A 19,766-nucleotide genomic window follows, 5' to 3' on the forward strand; every position below is an offset into this window, starting at 1 on the left:
ACGAGCGGGAAGGGGCCAGGCCAGCATACGGTCTACCGATCGGGCGACCTCGAATCCAACGGCCTCCTTCCCGCTCCCATCATAGCAACCATCCAACACACAGGAATCCATGGGTCCGCGACGTTCCCACAGGTGGCGAAGAGTCGGGCGCGGGCGGTGCGGGTTGCGGTGGCGCATGGATGCTGGATCGGGGTCCAGCATGACGTTGTAATGGGGGTTGGGACGGGGCCAGCGGGCAAAGAAAAAGCCCCGGCCGAGGCCGGGGCTTTATAGAAGGTCAGGTTAGGTCAAAGGATCAAGGAATGTCCAGCTTGTTTCCGCTGTCATCGACATAGACCTGAACGGTGTCGACCCCGCTGCCGCCATTCTCGACCGTGGCGACGGTCGTGAAGTCGGCGTCGTTGCCGGAGCCAGCGACATTCACCTGAAGATTCCCGCCGTCATCCAGCCTGATATAGCTGCCTACATTGGCTTCGGTGATGGTCGCAGCGACACCCGGATCGAACAGTTCCCCGAGGTCGATCACGTCGCCTTCGGCCTTGTCATAGTCGGTGATGAGGTCGGCCAAGCCGGGGCCGGCAGCGGCGATTTCATCGAAGGCCTGCTGGTCGATGACGAAGGTATCCACGCCGTCTCCGCCGGTCAGGACATCCTGCCCCAGACCGCCGATCAGGATATCGTCGCCGGCATCGCCAAACAGGATATCGTCGCCATCGCCGCCGATGAGCGTGTCGTTTCCGGCGCCGCCGGACAACACATCCGCCCCGCTGCCGCCGGTCAGGATTTCCCCTTCGTCCGACCCATGGAGGTAGGGGGTGTTGCCGCCGGCATAGTCGCCGGGATCGCTGACCGAGGCGCGGTCATCGAAGGATTCGGTCGGCCCTTCGACAAGCACCGAGCCGGAAGGCTTGATGACCGCGGTGAAGCCATGCTCGGTATTGGCGGACCCATCGCCGATCTGGATGTTGCCCTGATCGATGATGGTCACCCCTTCGAGCTGGAGGTCGGTGACGATGGCCTTCTTCCCGTCCACCGTTGTGACGGTCACCAGATATTCCTTCGCCGGATCGATGACGAAACCGGTATCGACCGAGAAGTCGACCGTCGAGTCCTGCTGGCCCTGGGCGTTCAGCACCAGCATCGTGACGAAGGTGTTGAGGTTGTTGCCGACCTCCGTGAAGGACAGGCGAACCTGCTGATCGCGGACGTTGGTGTTCGTCGTGATTGAGCCGTTGAGGAAGGTCGGCGGCTCCGGATCGCCGGAGGGGGAGTCCCCGTCCGTCACCTTCACCCGGAGAACGGCCGTATCCGTGTCGCCATCCGCATCCGTATAAGTGTAGGTGAACTGGTCCTCCACGTCGCCGGCATCGGCTTCCGTGACGCTATCCGCCGTGTAGGTGTAGTCGCCATCCATATTGATCTTCAGCGTACCGTGCGCCCCGATGATCGTGGCGTAGGAGCCATCCTGGGGAACCGAGACGGGACTGCCGCCGCCGAAGCTGACCGCCGTCACCGACGCCGCATCGGGAGAAATGTCCGCGCCGCCGACCGGATCGCCGCTCAGCGGATCGTTGTTGGGATCGTCCACGACATTGCCGGACACCGACCCGACAACCTGGCCATTGACGCGGACATCGTCGACGAAGAGGCCGGAGTGACCTTTCGAGTCATCTTCATCCATGACTCCGATGCCGAAGACATAAGTTCCGTCCGCCGACGCCGTGAAGGTGTAGGTCTGCCAGCCGGTCTGCTCGTCGAAGCTAGTCCCGTCGTAATCGGTGAAGCCGGAGTGCGTATCCGCAAGCTTATCCAGGCTCGTTCCGTCAGGACCGACGACGGAGAAGAAGGCAAAGTCATTGAAGCCGCTCGGCGTGTCCTCATCCGTGGCGAAATTCCACCTGAAGGTCAGAACGTCGCCGGCGGACATCGTTCGTTCCAGACGAAGGGCCGAACCCTCATTTGCACCATCGTCGCTCAGGTTATCGAGTGCCTGGTTCGTGAGTCCAAGGAAGTCGGCAACATTGTTTTCGCCAGTTGCGTCATTATTGGTCTCCAGCAGAATGGCGTTATCCCCATGCTGCGGATCGGCCGCCCAGCCATCATCAGTGATGTCGGTTTCACCGATGCTTGCCCAGCCGGCGTCGAGCCCGTTTTCGAAATCCCCGACAATCTCGTCGACGGCGACGCCGTCCGTCACCTCTGCAAGATTGTCATAGGCTTCGGGCACGCCGTCCCTGACGCAGATGTCCAGCGTCGCGGTAGCGGTGTCGCCGTCGCCATCCTCGATCTTGTAGGTGAAGTTCTCCGTCACGTCGGTGCTGACGTTCGGGGCGATGTAGCTGTAGTCGCCCGTCGCGAAATCGAAGGTCAGACGGCCGCCATGCTGGGTGGTCACCGTGACCTCGGTGTCGGTGTCGGTCGGCTCGGCCGTCTGGGTGGCCCCGAACTCATCGACATATTCGAGGCTGACAATGGCCGGCGAACCCTGGCCATCTGCTCCGAACTCGTCATCCACGCCATCGGTCAGCACGTTGCCGGTGAGGCTCGGCGTCATGGTGCCGAGGATATCGTCCGTCAACTGGCCGATATCGTCGTTGTAGACCGCACCGTCAGGCGTGTTGTCGATGAAGTCGAGATCGGGATCGGCGCTGTTCAGTTTGATGCCGACTGCGTTCGAGACGACGCCATGGTCGGTGAGGAAGGTTGCCCAATCGGAGTGACCGAAATCGTCGTCATAGCCATCGCCCTCGTTCGGCTTGCCGTCGGAGAAGAAGTAGAAATTCGTCTCGTTGCCGGCATAGGCGGGATCGCCGTCGAACTCGGTGATGGCCTGCTTCGATTCCTCCAGCGCCTCCTCGTAATTGGTGTTGCCGCTGTCGCTGACGTTGTCCACGAAATCCTTCGCGGCCTGGAAGTCGTCCGGGTCGCTGAGGTCGTAGACCTGGCTCGGTTCCGACGCGTCGGAACCGAAGGTGACGAACTTGACGTTCACCTGCGCGCCGGTCGCCTCATAGGCCGCCAGCAGTTCCTTCACGGAAGCCTGGAGGGCCTCCATCCGGTTCGGCGAGCCGGTGTCGGGATCGCCGGGATCGGTGTATTCGCCGGTGGCAGGATCGATCTCGTAGAACATGCTGCCGGACGCATCGAGCGTGATGACCACGTTCAGCGGCGCGCCGCTGCTTTCGTCCACGCAGTCCGGAGCTTCGTTCACCGCCACCGGGCGGTCGTCGTTGATGTCGACGGTGAGCGAACCGGTGTCGGTGACGCCGGCGGGGTTCTCCACCTCGTAGCCGAACTTCACCGGCAACTGGTCGCCGCCGAAGGCCGCGCCGTCATCGGAATGGTCGGCGTTGTCCTTCAGGGTGAAGGTGTAGTCGCCATCGTCCTTGTCGACCGTCAGCTCCCACAGATTGTTGGAGACGACGAACTGGCCGCCATTGTCGGTGACGGTCGGAGCGTCGCCCGGCCCGCTGGTGAAGCTGACGCCGCTGATGACGTTGCCGCCTTCGGCGCCCGCCAGCGCACCCGTGGCCGTGGTGTCGACGCCGGCCGCCGGATCGTCCCCGGTGCCGTCGTCATCGCCGCCGGCGCCGTCGGAAAGAGCAGCCTCCGTCACCACCGCCGCTTCGTCTTCGGCTTCCGGCGGGAGGTATTGCGGATCGTCGCTGACGATGGTTCCGACGCCGGTCCCGTCGCCCACGGTCGCGCCGGTCGGCGCGCCAAGGACGATCTCGAACGTTTCGTTCACCTCATAGACAGTGTCGTCGAACGCCTCGAACGGACCAACCGTAACGGTCGTGCTGCCGGCCGGGATCGTCACCGTGCCGGTGAGAAGTACAGGCTGAAGGTCGGCCGCGCCGGCCTCGCCCGCGTCGGGCGCACCCGGAAGCGTGATCGACCAGGGCACAGTCACGTTGGTCGCCGATTCCTGGCTCAGCGTCAGCGTGAAGCTGGCCGAGTTCTGCCCCGCCGAAGAGTCCTCGTAGATCGTGAAGTCGTTCACGGACACCGTCGGAACCGGATCGCTGTCGGTGATGGTGCCGTCGCCCACGCCGTCATCGACGGTGGCGTTGCTCGGGTTGCTCAGGTTGACCGTGAAGCCTTCCGACGCCTCGTTGGCGATGTCGTCCGCGTTCACCGTGATGGTGACCGTCTTCTCGGTCTCGCCCGGGCCGAACGTCACCGTCCCGGTCTCGCCGGCGGCATAGTCCAGTCCTTCGGTCGCCGTCCCGCCAAGGGTCGAGTAGTCGACCGTCACCGTCTCCGACGACGCATGGTCCAGCGTCACCGTGAAGCTCATCTCCACAGTCCCGCTCACCGGCTCGGAGATCGTCTGGTCGCCAACCGACACCGTCGGCTCGCCCTGGTCGTCATTGATCGTGCCGGTGCCCGACAGGTCGGAGCCGGCAACGTCGATCTGCGAGGCGTCCTGCGCCGTCAGGTCGACCGTGAACGTCTCCGGGTTCTCGAACACCGCATCGTCGGTGATCGTCACCGTGATCTGCTGCGTCAGCGCGCCGCCCGCCGTGAACATCACCGTCCCGGTTTCGGCCACGTAGTCGCCCGGATTGAGCGCCGAACCGTCCGCCGTGGCGTAGTTCAGCGCGATGTTCGAAGCCGTCGCCTGGCTCAGCGTCACCGTGAACGTCGCCGTCCCGTCGGTCTCGTTCACCGTCACGTCGTCGATCGTCACCGTCGGCTTGGGATCGCTGTCGGTGATCGTGCCGATGCCCTGGTTGTCGGCGATGGTCGCATTGGTGGCGTTGCTGAGATTGACGTTCAGCGTCTCGTCGCCCTCATTGGCGATGGCGTCGGCATTCACCGTCACCGTCACCGTCTTCGAGACCTCGCCCGGCGCGAAGGTCAGGCTGCTGGTCGCGTCCGTATAGTCGGACCCTTCCGTCGCCGTGACGCCAACGGTCGTGAAGTCGACCGTCACCGTCTCCGTCGACGCATGGTCCAGCGTCACCGTGAAGGTCATCGACACGGTTCCGCTGTCCGGCTCCGTCACCGTCTTGTCCGTGATCGAGATCGCCGGCTCGGGAATCTCGCCCGGTTCGATCACCACGGTCGCCGGGTCGCTGAGGCAGCCGGTCTGGTCCTTCGTCTCATAATCGAAGGTGACGGGCGGCAGTTCCCCGCCCTCGCCCTGGCTGGTCCAGGAGATCTCGTCGACCGCGAACTTGTCGCTGTTATTGCCGTTGGCGTCGGCCGGGGGCACGGCTTCGATGCGGATGCCCCAGAAGGAAACGCCGGGGTCGACCACGATGGTCTGGGACGAGTTCCCGCCGGCATCCGCGAATTCGACCGGAGAGCCGATCGCGTCGCCATTCTGGTCGAGCAGGGTGTACTGGCCCTTTTCGTCCGGGTTGAACGGCTTCACGACGAAACTGATTTCCGTCTGCGCGTTCGGGAAGGTCGCGATCAGCGCCTCGTTCTGGTCGTTGACATCGTTCGCGGCGTCGATCTGGGACGGCGAGTCGAGCTGCTGGCCCGCGGTGGCGGTGTCGATGCCGAAGCCGTTGCCAGGGTTCGAGGTCACGCCGGCGGCGGCGCCGTCCAGCCCTTCGGCCGTCAGGGTCAGCCCGCCGAGGCTGCCGGGAACGGAGGTGACGGGCGTCGGATCGCCGGTGGCGATGTCCACGACCTCATCCACCGTCGCCGCCCAGTAGACCGTGGCGTCGGCGTCGAAGAAGGTGTCGGGCGGGGTCGATCCGGCGGGGATCGTCGCGACCAAAGCGCCGCCATCGACGACATAGATCGTGCCGTAGCTGGGGGCGCTGGTGATGTGGAACGTGACATTGCCGCCATCCTCCAGATCGAACCCGCCAAGGTCGGCATCGGCGCCAGTGTCCGCATCGCCGATTTCGGTTTCGCCGGTGGACACGTCGAGCTGCTTGAACAGCGCGATGTTGTCGAGATCGGTGATCCCGAGCGTCGCCGCGATGGCGGCGAGGCCGGCGAGCGGGTCGCTCTCCGTCACCACATCGTCGGCCTCCGGCCTGTCGCTGGCCGGCGTGACGGTGACGGCGATGGTTCCGGCAACCGAGACGGCGGAGTTGTCGTCCGTATCGCACTCCGCATCGCCGGGGTGGGTGGCGCCGGTGTTAGTTTCCTGCGACCAGGCCTGGACCGTCACGTCGAAGGACCCGTCGCCCGTGTTGGCGTTGGGCGGCAGCAGGATGCCGAGCCCGCCGCCGAGCACCGTGGCGTTGTCGAAGCTCTGCGGATTGCCGGCATCGTCAAGCGTGATGGTGACGCTGCCGTCATCGTTCAGGGCGACGGTGTAGATCCCGTCGGTCACGCCAGCGGAGGTGATTTCCACGCCATTCCAGGTGAAGGCCGCGCCATCGGGCGCGTCATCGCCCATCGCCACGGTGACGTGGTCCAGATCCTCCGACCCGTCCGTGTCGGTGAGGGACGCCTTGAGCGGCAGGGTGAAGATTGTGCCTTCCGTCGCCTCGACCTGACAGGCGGCGGAACCGTCATCCTCGGTTTCGGTGACGTTCGACAGGGTGAGCGTCGGCGCATCCGCCACCGCATCGACATTCACGTCGATGATCGTGGGATCGCTGGTCGCCGTAATGGAGCCGTCCGTCGCGGTCGCCGTCACCGTGATGTCGGCGCCGACTTCCGTCCACACATCCTCATCGCTGTTCGCCGGCGGCGTCAGCGTCACCGTCAGGGTGACGGATTTCGTGTCGACCGCCGGCGTGTAGATGCCGGTGGTCTCATCGTACGTGCCGGTGGCCGCGCCGTCATCGACGGTGACGGTCCAGCCGGCGCCGTTCAGCGCCTGCAACTGCGTCAGCTTCACCTCGCTGAGCGTATCACCATTGGCCGGGTCGGCCGTGGCCGCCGTGACGGTGAAGGAGCCGTTGCCGTCCTCATCGATGCAGAGCGCGTCGCCTTCGAGCCCGATGGTCACGATCGGGGCGTCCACGAACGCCTTGGGGCATAGCGAGAGGCTTCCGTTGGCCACGTCGCCGTCGCCGTCCACGACCTGGTAGTCGATGGCGACATCGCTCTGGTCGATCTCACCGAACTGGAAGAACTCCCAGTCGCCGGTAGCGTTGTTCATCGACAGGACGAACACCGTCTCGCCGCCGACCGTGCCGTAGGCTTCGGTCCCGTTGTCATTGACGGTGACGGCGATGTCCTGGCCGCCGGAGGTGAGGGCCGCGCCCTCGAACGCCTCGGCGATGGCGAAGCGGCCGGGGCCGTCGGCCCCGAACTCACCGGGAACCTCACCCTTCGCATAGCCCAGCGGCTGGCCTTCGACCGCCGATTCCAGCGTGATCTTCTTCACGTTGTAATCGCTGTCGTCGCCCGAACCCGGATTGCCGTCGCCGGAGAGGGCGATGAAGCGGATTTCATCGAACGCGCCGTGGCCTTCCATCGTGAACTGCCCGGATTCCGAGCCCGCCACGAAATCCTGGCTGCCGACGACCTGGCCATCGCGGTAAAGGATGAACCGCCCGGCCTCGTCATACGCGCCTTCATTGGCGAAGAATTCCGAAAGTTCGATGGTCGCCTTGAAGGCCACCTTGCCGCCAAGGTCGAAGATCAGAACCTCGGAGATGGGGTCGCCATTCTCGTCAAGGCCGTAGAAATTGATCTCATTGAAGCGATCGGCCGAACCCTCCCCCGCGCTATCGACCCCCCAGCCCCGATCGTCGGTGTTGAGGTCCGCAGTCGCGCCCGGCTTCCCGATGACCTCGATGGTGACGAATTCCGGAATCTCGGTTTGGAAGATGCCATCCGAGGGGTTGTTGTTGGTGTCGATCACCTGGATGACATCGGTCACGAACTCCGGCCCCTGGGCGTCGCCCACGCAGACCTTGTCCACATGGCCCGCCACCGGCACGTCGTCCACCACCGTCACCGTGAGCCCGCCATCGGCGGACGAGCCGTCCGCATCGGTGGCGGTGAAATCGAAGGACAGGTTCAACCCGTCCTGGGAGGCCGGATCGGAGGCCGGGCCGTCGACCTCATGGTCCAGCGGCGCCTTCAGGACGAAATCGTAGCTGGAGCCAGCAGCGTCCAGCGACAGGGCGAAGACCTCATCCAGCGCATTGCCGAAGCTGTCATAGGCGATGGCGGTCAGCACCGTCCCGCCGGCGGACAGGAACAGGCGGACTTCGTTGCCTTCCGACGTGACGCCTGAAAGGACCTGACCGTCGGTGATCCCGGTGAAGGCGAGAGTGCCCGGCCCGTCGGCCTGCCAGTCGATGTCGAGCGGCTGGTCGTCCAGGGAGGATGGGCCGGTCGGGGTGACCGCGTCATTGCCGTCATGCGGCGTGGTCAGCGTGTCCTCATTGACCGTGCCTGCCGTTTCGCCGGCGATCGGACCCAGGTCCTTCACGGTCACGTCGAGGGTCTGCGTCACGACCGTGCCGTTGCAGTCTTCGACGGTGAAGGTGAACTGCTCGGTCAGCGGCGCGCCATCGGTGTGCGTGACGGAGGGGTCGGAGGTGTAGACGTAGCGGCCGTCGGACCAGACGCGGAGCGTGCCGTATTCGCCGTCGATTTCGGTGAAGTCGCCGAGGGTGATATCTCCGCTGTCCACCGCGCCCGTGACCGCCGTGACGGTCAGGCCGCCATCGCCGCTTTCGGCGCCATCGAGGAACTCGCCGCCCTTCTGCTCCCCGCCCTCATAGAGGCAGGCCGTCTTGGCCTGGAGCGTCGGCACGTCGTCGATGACGATGGTCAGGCAGTCGCCGGCCTCGCTGAAGGCCCGGTCGTTGGTGTCCCCGGTGTCGGGGGTCGCGGAATGCTCGTAGGCCTCGCCATAGACCTTGAACTGGAGGTCTTCGGAGGACGTGACCTCCGGCGCGGGGAAGGAGACGGTGACGGAGGCGGTGTCCTGCGCGCCGTCGAGCTGGCCATCGACCGGGATGCGGAGGTACTGGCCCTCCTCATCGAAACGGGTGATGCCGTGGGTGTTGAGGGACTCTCCCAAGACGATGTCGAAGCTGCCGCCATCGCCGCCGGTGACGGTGAAGTCGCCGGTCGTCCAGTTACCGCCTTCCGGATTTTCCGGCAGGCGGATGACGATGAAGTGCTGTTCGGACGTGTCGGTGAGGTCGGAGAAGCTGACCGCCGCCGTCAGGGCGACGGCACTGGTTGTGTCTTCACGGACCACGCGCGCGCCTTCATCGCAGGGCGTGCCGACCGTGACGCCCTTGACCGAGCGGATCACGAAATCGGAATTGTTGCCGTTGGCCCCGGCGTCGTTCGACACCGGATGGATGACCAGCGTGCTGATCGCCCCTTCCCCGTCGACGGTGAAGCTGGCGAGGCCGTTGAGGGTGCTGTCCACCGTGCCGCTGTCGACTTCGTTTCCGGCGGCGTCATAGGCGACCCAGCGGGCGCTTTCGGGATGGCCGTTGTCATAGACCACGCCATCGAAGAGCGCGGCGAGTTCGACCGTCACCGAATCCATCGCGGTGTCGAAGGTCAGTTCCAGCGCTTCGACGGTATTGTCGCTGGCGCCGTCAACCGTGTCGGTTTCGCCATTGTCGATGTCGCCATCGGCGTTCACGCCGACGCCGTTATAGCTCCAGGACTGGCCGTCATGGGTGAAGTTGACGTTCTTGCCGCCGAGCGGCTGGTCGGCATAGGCAGCCGGATCATAGGAACCGGCGCCCGGGGTCAGCACGACGCCGCGCAGGTTGACGCCGGATTCCGCCCAGTTTTCCTGCACCGTCTGGCCGTTGAGGCCGGCGGTGTTGAGGCAGACGATCTGGCTGACCGTATTGCCTTCCGAGCCGGAGCCGGAACTGGCGGAGGTGTTGAAGGGCATGTCGGCCACGTCGTCCACGGTGACGTGGCTGACGCCGCTATAGACTTCCGTCTCGCCGGTGATCGGCTCTTCCACCGTCACGTCGAGCTTGAGCGGGAAGCTGCCGGAATAATGCTGCGGGAGGGTGATTTCGAGGTCGTTGAGAGCCGCGTTCAATGCGGCCTCGCTCACGCCGCCGGGAAGGTTGACGGTGACCGTTCCGTCCGAAGCAACGGCATAGGTTTGTCCCAACGCGGTGACGTTGGCGACGCCGGCCGGGATGCCGGACAGGACCACCTTGATGACCGCTTCCGGCCCGCCAACGCCGCCATCGTCCGCCAGGTCGACGGAGAAGTGAGGCTTGATCGTCAGCGGTCCGGCGATGTCTCCGGCCGTGTTGTCGTTGTTATCGTCGGTCTGGCCGACGGGCGTGGAATCGTCGTCTTCGGCCTTGTCAACGTCGGTGGCGGTGACGACCGAGCCGTCATCCTGCCCATCGTCCAGATGCCCCACATCCACGGTGGCGTCATCGGAGGAGATGGCGATGTTGTTGGAGAGCAGATGTATGAAGAAGTTGCTGCTGCCGTTGTCCCAAGGAATCTCGCTGGCGATGTTATCCGGAACATCGAGCGAAACCGCATTCAGAGTGAACTCGTCGTTCTCGCGGTCCTCGGACGGCGGAACGAAGCTGACCTTCTCATTGAAGGTCTGGCCGTCGACCGCCTTCACCCATCCTTCGAAAACCAAGGGGATGGACACATGCACGAAGCCTTCGTTGCCAGGATCGGCAAAATCCCAGCCTTCCGGCAGCTTCAGCGTCACAAGGTGGATTTCCGAACCATCGGCGACGTCGGTGAAGGTCGCCTTCAACCGGAGGTCCAGCTTGTCGGTCGATTCAACGGTTGAATCGTCGCCGTCCGCGCCTTCAGGGCTGCTGTTCGCGATCTTGATCTTCGCCGTCGGCTTGTCGGCCACAGCGTCGACGATCACGTCGATTTCGTCATGGGCCGTGGCGGTTTCGCCGCCCTCGCTCACGCCGGAGCCGTCATCGTCGAATTCGGTGGTGACGGTTTCGATGGCGATGCTGAAGTCGCGGTCGCTGTCCTTCGGGATTTCGACGCCGATTCCGAGGTCGTTGAGATTGACGGAATCCAGACCCTCTCCCGCGAACTCGATGGTGATGCTGCCGCCATCGTCGCTCTCGGTAACGGTAACGCCTTCCGGCAGGTCCTCCGGCACGACGAAGGAAGCGTCGACGCCATCGCCTTCGGCAAGCTTCAGGGTGATGGAGGTGATGCCCTCCGATCCGTCGGCGTCCTCCGCCGTCGCGGTGAAGGCGATCGGCAGGACGAATGGGCCGTCATTGTGCTCCCGGTTGTTCTTGTGGTCGGCCGGATCGGCCTCCCCATCCTCGAACACCTTGAGGGTCAGGACGGTCTTGCCGCCGACTTCGCAGACCGTGGCGCTGTCGACCGCATCGCCATAGGTATCGGGTGTGAAGCCCGTGTCTGCCGGGCCGGCGACGCCGGCGACATGGATGACGATGGACTCGGCAGGGCTGGTGTATTCGCCCTGGGCGCAGGAGCCGCCATCCGGGCGACCGTTGAAATTACCTTCCGCGTCGAAGGCGTCGTCGTCATATTCGGTGGTGGTGGACTGGCCGGTCAGGGCGAAATCGGTGGAATCGTCGACCGGCAGTTCGATCCGGACCACGCCCGTCAGGTCGACGGACTGGACCATCTGCGGTTCGCCGGCCTGGTCCTCGAAGGTCAGAGTCAGGGTCTGGCCGTCTACGCTCAACCCGACCGTGGCAATGGCGGCGCCGATCATCAGGGTCTGGCCGTTGACCAGCTTGTCGCCATCGGCATTGACGAAATCGCCGTCGCCATTCTGGGTCAGGACGACCTTGGTGATGCCCTCGGACTTGTCGATATCCTGCGTATCGGCCGAATAGGGCACGTCGACGATCAGGCCCGTCTCGGTGGCGCCGGCGCCGTGGTCGCCGGTGTCCGGATCGTTGTCCTCGACATAGGAGGTGTCGGCTTCGCCGAAACCGTCCACGACCGGGCCGGCGACGCCGTCGATCTGGAAGTTGATGCTGTCGGTCGTTTCGGTGGTCGCGGCGTGAACCGCGCCGCCCGTATCGTCGTCGAATTCCTGGGTCTTCGTGGTGACCGTCAGGGTGAAGTCGGTCGAGTCGTCCACCGGCAGGCGGATCCCGATGGCGCCGGACAGGTCGACCGATTCGACGCTGTCCGCATCGGTGAAGGTCAGGACGAGGTTGCTGTCCTCGTCGAAAGTGGCGACGGCATCATGGCCGTCCACCTCGATGGTGGAGCCATCGACAATATCCGCGCCCTGGAAAGCCCACGTCCCGTCGCTCTCGCCCTTGTTAAGGGTGATGGAGGCGATGCCTTCGGAAGTGTCGGAGCCCGTGCCGGTATCCTGTGTGGCGGCGGTGAACTGGACCGGGATCAGCCGGCCGGCATCCTCCGCGCCATGGTCGACGGAATCCTTCTTGCCGTCCTCGACCAGGACCGCGGTTTCGCTCTCCGGCAGGGAGAACTCGATCTGGCGCAGGAAATAATCGCTGCTGTCGCTGTCGCCCTCGTCGCCCGTGCCGTTGCCGGAATCGGTGGCGGCGAAGATCAGGCGGTCGAAGGTCGAACCGTCGAGCAACGCGCCGTCCAGTGTGAAGGTCGCGACGCCGGGATTGCCGACATAATCGACCTCGATCTGGGCGCCAGAGCCAGCCTTGCCGAAGGTAAATTCGCCGACGAGATCGTCGCCGTTCCAGACCTCGACGGTCCCGACCTCGCCGCCATTCTCGCCCGCGATCAGGTTGGAGACGGTGATTGTGGCGCTGGCGACGGTCTGGTTGAAATCGACCTCGATCGATTCGCTGCCCGCCTGGTCGCCGTGGCCGTCGTTCAACTGCTCGCTCGGAGAGGCGGTGCCGTCGGGGTTCGCGCCCTTCACGCCGACGCCGTTGGCGCGGAAGTCGAGGTTTTCGGTCGAGTACTCGCTGCTGCCGAACAGCGCGCCCTTGATGGTGATTCCGTCGACCTGCCAGTCGTCCGGCCCGGCGTTGACGCCGCCGATGGTCTGACCGCAATCGTCGGCGGCGGTCAGTTCCGTCGCCGCCTCGCCGACCACGCCGCGGATATCGAACTCGATGGTCGCGGGTGGGCACGGCTTGCTTTCCTCGACCGCGATCTCGCCTTCCTCGTTCACCTCGGCGGTGGTCGCCTGGATATCGACGAAGAAGTTGGTCGAATCATCGACGGGGAGCTGGACGCCGAACTCCGTGGAGAAATCGACCATCGGCCGCTGGGTCGCAGCGATGACGTTGGCGGGATCGCTGTCATCGAGCGTGATGATGAGTTCATCGCCATCGGCCGTCACATTGTAGGTGACGCCGTTGATCGTGACAGTCGGCGGCAGATCGGGGCCGGTGGCGCCCAGATAGACGAATTCCGCGCCCTCATCCGCGTCACGCAGGGTCACAACGGCCTGGGTGACGGCTTCCGAACCGTCCGTGTCGGTCAGCGACGCGCTGAACATCAGCGGCAGGACGAGGCCGGTTTCGCTTCCATTGTCGCCATGCTGGCCGGGGTCGGCCTTGCCGTCCTCGACCACCACGACCTTCGTGTAGCCCGGCTCCGAATGGTCGCATTCGCAGATCACGCCCGGCGCGACGGCCGGGGTGTATTCGATTCCGCTGACGAAATAGTCGCTGGAATCCTCGTCGCCCGCGACTTCCTCGGCCCGGTCGGTGGCGGTAAAGCGGATTTCGTCGAAGACGACGCCCGGCGGCAGATTATCCCCATCGATGGTGACCGAGCCGGCATGGAGACTGCCCGGCGATTCGACGGGAATGTAGCCGTCCACGCCCTCGATAGCGCCGCCGAAAGCGGCGTCGTCGGCGGGGCCGAAGGCGAAGGTTCCGACGGCAACGCCGTCATCATAGAGGGTGACGATGCCGATCTCGCCGCCCGCCTCGTTCTCGTACAGGTTGGAGACGGTGAAGGTGACGCAGGTCGCATCCTTCGGCAGCGTCGCGACCAGCGCCTGGGTCTGGTCAGTGTCGTCATTGTGGCTGATCTGCTGGGGCACGGTCGCCCCGGCAGGGGTGCCGGCGCGGCCGCCCTCGACGCCAGCGCCGTTGGCGAGGTGCACGACAGTTCCTTCGGACCCGTCGAAATCGATGGCGGAGAGGACGATGCCGTTGAGGTCGCCGCCTTGGGTCAGGTCCGCGCTGACCGGCTCGGCCGAGCACGGGCAGTAATCGCCGATGGTGACCTTGGCCCCATCGGCTACCGCCTCGATCTCGACGCGGATCGTGCCTTCGGCGGTCGACTCGTTGTTGTCGAAGGTCAGTTCCTGATCGCCGGATTCGGAGTCCGCGCGCAATTCGCGCGTGGTGACCGCGATTTCCAGGTCGAAATCATGGTCGGAATGTTCCGGCAGGCGGATTTCGAGTGTCGAATCGCCGCCCTCGCGCAAGTCGATGCGCTGCACCCGGCCGTCGACGCCCGTGAAATCGAAGGAAAGCTCGCCCGTCGCCGGGTCGAACGAGATCTGGGCCTCGACCATCTGCCAGCTCAGGGTCCCGGTCGCCGGATCGAGTACTTCGGCTCGAATCAGGGCCGGTGCGCTGGAGCCGGGGACGATTTCTTCCCCGCCGATGATGATGCTGGCGGAATCGACGCCGTCCCCCTCCGGCCCATAGAGGTCGAGCGGGCGGGGGTCCCTGCCCTCGCCCTCAATGTCGTCGTTGATCGAGAGGACGAGCCTGGTAATGCCCTCCGAACCATCGGGATCGGTGACGCTGGCGCTGAAACCGACCGCGTAGACGGGCTCACCGCCCAGCACGTAGCAACCGCAATCGGAGGAGGAACCCTCCCGGCCTTCGCCCTCGCCGGAGAACGCGCTCCTCGCGAATGAAGGCTGCTGCGGGGGTTCGAACCCGCCGCTATCCTCGTCGTAGGTCACGCCTTCGCCGAGTTCCAGGGTCGCCTGGTCGGCGACGGCGTCGACCACCACCGTGAAGGGACCGAAGGAGCTGCTGGATTCCAGCCCCGCCCCTTCTATGGTGGCGTCGAAGGTGAGGGCGAAATCAACGTCGCTGAACGGCGTGCCGCCCAGGAAGATGTCCAGGCTGTTGAACTGTTCCTCGGTCAGCGGGCCGCCGAAATAGGCCGACAGGATCTCGATCAGGTCGAGCGCGCCGGAGGGCGCGTAGAGGTCCGCGTCGGAAGGCGCGGGCGGCATCTCCGCCGGCTCTGCCAGCGGATTCGATGCGAAGAGGAAGGCGAACGCCGAGAAGGACGAGGAAGAAGACGAGGACGGGGCGTCGCCGAAATAGATGGTGAAGCTCTCCCCGCCGGGCAGCCCCTCGATCGTCAGTGCCGAACCTTCCGGGAAGCCGGAGATGGCGAAGCTGGAAATCGACGCTTCGGCGGAACCGGTGGAATCGAACGAGACGTTCAGCCGGCCGCGCGACAGGGTGTCGTCGCCGACATTCTTGAACGGCTGGGAATCCTCATAGAGACCGCTGGACGGGTAGAGCGACCCTTCCGGCAGTTCGGTGACGATCTCCGTCGTGACGCTGATGTCGAAGATTCCGGACAGCGTATCGGAGCCCGCCGGGTCGGGATCGGGAATGCCGAAGGTGAGCGCGGTCGGCCCCAACAGGCCCAGCGTGTCGATGCCCTCGCCGATCGAGCCGATGACCGTCGGGTCGAAGCGCGCCCCGCCGCCGGGTTCGCCCGGCCCGCCATCAGCCTCGGGGCCGGCGGCCGGCTCCACCAGGTTGGCTTCTTCCTGCACCTGGGCGATCAACTGGCCGATGGGCAGTTCGACGCCGTTGACCGTGAGGGTCGGCGTGGCCTGCTGGTCGACCGTCGCGAAATAGCCTTCCAGCTCCACCGACCCGCTGTCGCCGAAGCTGAGGACCAGGGACTGGCCGTCCTGCGCGAGGGTAAGGGCGGCGATGTCCGCGCCCTGGATCGCGATCGGCTGGCCGGGCTCCACCGTCCGGGAGACGGCCGCACCGTCCAGCACGATGACCATCGGCGCCTGACCGGTCGAGGGAGCGGCCGAAGCGGTCGCCCCGGTTGCCGCCTGGGCGACCTGGACGATGCCGTCCGCGCCCCCGCTTACACTGTTGTCCGTGACTTCCGGGGCATTCCCGTGAGAGCTATCCTGGCCCTGCGCGGTGAACTGGTCTTCGGTCATCTTCCCACTCCCTCATGGATGGACGCGGTTGGCGTCACGGACGGCCCGCGTTTGTCGAAAGGCGGCGTTTCACTGGAACAGCCATTTCGACCAATTTTTCACGGTACTTTATTAAATTACCGATAACGTCTCCGGGCGCATAGTTAACCGTTCCCCGAAAGCGTATAGTGGGTTATATGGCTTTATGCTTTTCGCGGATGATCGTCCGGCCGTCGGGGACTCCCCACGGTTGCGGCTGGTGCAGCACAAGGGACGCCGCCACGCGATCAGCGTGGAACCGTCCTTCTGGGCGGCGCTGGGCGACGCGGCGTCGGAGCTTGGGGTGCGTCTCAACCGGCTGGTCGGCGAGCTGGCGGCCGCGCCGGACGGGCCGCCGAACCTGGCGGCGCGGCTGCGCCTCTTCTGCCTGCGCCGGGCGCGCCGGCAGCTTGCCGAGGCCCGCGCCTCGGCCGGCCGGACCAATGTCGCGCTGGTCGTGGCGGCCTGTCCCGCGCCCTGCCTGATCATCAGCCCGGCCCGGACCATCGTGACGGCGAACCGTGCGCTGGAGGCCTTCTTCCAGGCGTCGCCGGGGCAGATGAACGGACGACCGCTGGCGGAGTTCTTCCGGCTCAATCTCGGCCGGTCGCTGGCCGAGGCAGCCGAGGCCATGGACCCTGAACGGCCGACGCCGATCGCCGGGCACCTGACCTATATGATGCCCGGCCGTGTGGTCGGTGCGCGGGTGACGCTGTGCCCGGTCGCCCGGACGGAGGATGGCGGCCAGCACTTCCTGCTGTTCGTTGAGCGGCAGGGGGAAAGAGGGGCGGGATGATCGCCGGGGCGGGCGATCGCGCACCATCGTCATGCTGGACCTTGATCCGGCATCCATACGGCATCGATGAAGGCCAGGGCGGCGTCCGGTCCTTCGCTGTCGGCGAAGCGGCGACGGCCTATGGATTCCGGATCAAGTCCGGAATGACCAATAAAAACAATGACGAGGAGATGAGGAGGGAAGGCGGAAGGCTGAACGGACGACCCGGACCGAAACTCGTTACGGCTGCTTCCTTCCGGACCTGACCGGGTTGGCGAGAGGTCCGTCCGCCGCCAGCCTTCCTGAGGCCCTATATCGGCGATCGGAACGCCCGGCGCAAGGGTGGTGAGCCGGAATCGCTACCGCCGTTCCACCGACCGCGCCCAGACCGCCAGCGCCGCCCCCGCCGCGACCACGATGCCGAGCGCGACGGGAAGCGTCGTCGCCTCCGCCACGAAGCCGATGACCGCCGGCCCGGCGAGGCCGCCGGCATAGGCCAGCGTCGCCACCGCCGCGATGCCCGCCCCCGCCCCGACGCCGGGGGTGCGCGCCGCGGCGCTGAACAGGATCGGCACCGCGTTGGCGAAACCGAAACCCGCGCAGGCGAAGCCGATCATGGCGGCCGCCATCGTCTCCGCCAGCAGCGCCAGCCCGAGCCCCAGCGCGACCAGCAGGCCGCCCGCCCGCACCACCGCGGGACCGCCGAAACGGTGGGCCAGGCCGTCGCCCATGAAGCGCCCGATGGTCATGGCGAGGGAAAAGGCGGCGAAGCCCAGCGCCGCCGCGCCCTGCCCGGTCCCGATCACCTCCCGCAGATAGACCGCGCTCCAGTCGATCATCGCGCCTTCGCCGAGGAACGCGCCGAGGGCCAGAAGGCCCAGCACGACCAGCGGGCCCTGGGGCTTCACGAAATGCGGCCCCTCGCCCTTCAGGTCGTGGGCGGCGGGCAGCAGCAGGCGGAGCGCGACCGCCAGGACCGCCAGCATGACCAGGACGGTGGCGGCCACCTGGAGCGCGGGGGCCAAGCCGGCCCACAGCAGCAGGCCCGCCGCGCCGGCCCCGATAAGCCCGCCCAGGCTGAACATGGCGTGGAGGGAGGACATGACAGGCCGGCGAAGGCCGTGCTCGACCGCCGCGCCCTGCGCGTTCATCGACACGTCCATGATCCCGTTCGACGCGCCGAACAGGAACAGCCCCCCGGCCAGCAGGGGCAGGCTTGGCGCCAGCACGGGCAAGGCCAGGGTGAGGACGAAGCCCAGAGCGCCGACCGCGACGACGCTCCGGCTGCCGAAGCGCCGGATCGCGAAACCGGCCAGGGGCATGGCGAGCACCGCTCCCGCCGCCATCGCCAGCAGCGCCAGCCCCAGCACGCCGTCGCCGATGCCCAGCCGCGCCTTGGCCTCCGGCACGTGGGGGACCCAGCTCGCCAGCGTCGCGCCGTTGACGAAGAAGACCGCCGCCGTCGCCCACCGCGCCCGGCGAACCGCATCGGCGGCGGCGGAGAAGGAGATATCCATGGGGGAGCGGCCCGTCTGTAACGATCAAGACCGGAGGTAAGGGGAAAAGGACCGGGCCGTCAACCGGTGGCTATTGTCATTCGCGAGATATTGGTCATATATTTATGACCATTCAGGAGCCGCCCCATGCATGACCCGGTCCTCACGCTGAGCGTTTCGGAGTTCAAGGCCAAGTGCCTGTCGCTGTTCGACGACCTGGCAGACCATAAGGTCTCGAAGGTCGTTGTCACGCGCCATGGCAAGCCGGTCGCCGAACTGTCGCCCCCCTCCATCGCCTTGCCGCCGATCCACGGGGCGCATTCCGGATCGATGATCGTCCGGCCCGGCGTCGATCTGACGGGCCCGACCTTCGAGGAAGACGAGTTCGATCCGGAAGCGGGCCTCTGACCCGCCCCATGCTCCTGCTCGATACCCATGTCATCCTGTGGTTGGACGCCGGCGAGAGACTGGCAGCGGAGGCGATCGCCGCCATCGAGGCGGCCCGGCCCGCGGGCGGTGTGCTGGTCTCCCCCGTCTCGGCCTGGGAAATCGGGATGCTCGTCCGCAAGGGGCGGATTACCCTCGATTGCGATCCGGCGCGCTGGTTCGGGCGGTTCCTCGACCAGGCCGGAATCAGGCTCGCGCCGCTGACGGTCGAAGCGGCCGCCGGCTCATCGTCGCTGCCCGAACCCTGTCATGGCGATCCGGCCGACCGCATGCTGATCGCCACGGCCCGCCATCTGGGCCTTCCGCTCATGACGCGCGACCGGAAGATCCTCGACTACTCGACCGCCACCGGCGCTGTTCGCGCGATAGGCTGTTGAGCTGAATCAAGTCCGGCATGACGGGATTGCCCCTCATCCTGAGCCGATCGAAGGATGCGTGCACACATGGTTCGACAGGCTCGCCATGAGGAAGTGGGCGAGGACTTCTCCTTCCCGTCATTCCCGACCTGATCGGGAATCCATGGGCCGGCGCGGCTTTACCGGCGGCGAAGGGCCGGGCGCGGTTTTCTTCCTTCGACACCGTATGGATGCTTGATCAAGTCAAGCATGACGAACGGAGAAGACGGACGCCTACGGCGCCGGCGGCAGCATGCGGCCGAGGTCGCGGCCGCCTAGGATGTGGATGTGGAGGTGGGGGACGTCCTGGCGGGCGTGGGGGCCGCCATTGGCGATGATCCGGTAGCCCGTCTCCGCTACGCCGGCCTGGCGCGCCAGATCGCCGACGGCGCGGAAGAGGGCGACGATCTCCGCATTGCTGGCGTTGGCGGTGAAATCATCCATGGAGACGTACTGGCCCTTGGGGACGACCAGCAGATGGGTCGGGGCCTGGGGCTCTATGTCGTGGAAGGCCAGGACGTGATCGCCCTCGAACACCTTCTTGCAGGGGATCTCGCCGCGCAGGATTTTGGCGAAGATATTGTCGGGATCGTAGGCCAAGGCATCCTCCG

The 19,766-nt window shown here is 65.8% G+C and carries 6 protein-coding genes and 1 other RNA gene; 3 read left to right on the plus strand and 4 right to left on the minus strand.

From position 1 onward, the window contains the following. Window positions 1-295 precede the first annotated feature (295 nt). Window positions 296-16,024: a Calx-beta domain-containing protein gene (locus AAFN89_RS16695; protein WP_347540328.1), complete on the minus strand. Its 15,729-nt coding sequence runs from the start codon at window positions 16,022-16,024 to the stop codon at window positions 296-298. A gap of 184 nt (window positions 16,025-16,208) precedes the next feature. Here AAFN89_RS16695 and AAFN89_RS16700 point away from each other — a divergent pair, with 184 nt between their 5' ends. Next, window positions 16,209-16,838 (plus strand): ribbon-helix-helix domain-containing protein, encoded by a 630-nt coding sequence (locus AAFN89_RS16700; protein ID WP_347540330.1) that lies wholly within the window; start codon window positions 16,209-16,211, stop codon window positions 16,836-16,838. 183 nt (window positions 16,839-17,021) lie between these two features. Here the strand turns inward: AAFN89_RS16700 and ffs are convergent. Both ffs and AAFN89_RS16710 read right to left on the minus strand, forming a co-directional pair. Further along, an RNA gene (gene ffs / locus AAFN89_RS16705) (signal recognition particle sRNA small type) lies at window positions 17,022-17,119 on the minus strand. A gap of 57 nt (window positions 17,120-17,176) precedes the next feature. Further along, window positions 17,177-18,334 (minus strand): MFS transporter, encoded by a 1,158-nt coding sequence (locus AAFN89_RS16710; RefSeq protein ID WP_347540331.1) that lies wholly within the window; start codon window positions 18,332-18,334, stop codon window positions 17,177-17,179. A gap of 126 nt (window positions 18,335-18,460) precedes the next feature. Between AAFN89_RS16710 and AAFN89_RS16715 the strand changes: the two genes are divergently transcribed. Further along, window positions 18,461-18,721 (plus strand): type II toxin-antitoxin system Phd/YefM family antitoxin, encoded by a 261-nt coding sequence (locus tag AAFN89_RS16715; protein WP_347540333.1) that lies wholly within the window; start codon window positions 18,461-18,463, stop codon window positions 18,719-18,721. Between the two features lie 8 nt (window positions 18,722-18,729). Beyond that, complete coding sequence (locus AAFN89_RS16720) at window positions 18,730-19,137, plus strand: type II toxin-antitoxin system VapC family toxin (RefSeq protein WP_347540334.1); 408 nt, start codon at window positions 18,730-18,732, stop codon at window positions 19,135-19,137. Window positions 19,138-19,389: 252 nt separating this feature from the next. Here AAFN89_RS16720 and AAFN89_RS16725 read toward each other — a convergent pair whose 3' ends face one another. After that, window positions 19,390-19,755 (minus strand): histidine triad nucleotide-binding protein, encoded by a 366-nt coding sequence (locus tag AAFN89_RS16725; RefSeq protein WP_347540335.1) that lies wholly within the window; start codon window positions 19,753-19,755, stop codon window positions 19,390-19,392. Between the last annotated feature and the right edge of the window lie 11 nt (window positions 19,756-19,766).

Origin of the sequence: Inquilinus sp. CAU 1745, from assembly GCF_039839375.1 — a bacterium.
Taxonomy (GTDB): Bacteria; Pseudomonadota; Alphaproteobacteria; order DSM-16000; family Inquilinaceae; genus JBDOQU01.

Bases quoted from the DNA above. Each gene is read 5' to 3' on its own strand.
- AAFN89_RS16720 (WP_347540334.1), top strand. From the start codon at position 18,730: ATGCTCCTGCTCGATACCCATGTCATCCTGTGGTTGGACGCCGGCGAG.
- AAFN89_RS16710 (WP_347540331.1), bottom strand. From the start codon at position 18,334: ATGGATATCTCCTTCTCCGCCGCCGCCGATGCGGTTCGCCGGGCGCGG.
- AAFN89_RS16715 (WP_347540333.1), top strand. From the start codon at position 18,461: ATGCATGACCCGGTCCTCACGCTGAGCGTTTCGGAGTTCAAGGCCAAG.
- AAFN89_RS16695 (WP_347540328.1), bottom strand. From the start codon at position 16,024: ATGACCGAAGACCAGTTCACCGCGCAGGGCCAGGATAGCTCTCACGGG.
- AAFN89_RS16700 (WP_347540330.1), top strand. From the start codon at position 16,209: ATGCTTTTCGCGGATGATCGTCCGGCCGTCGGGGACTCCCCACGGTTG.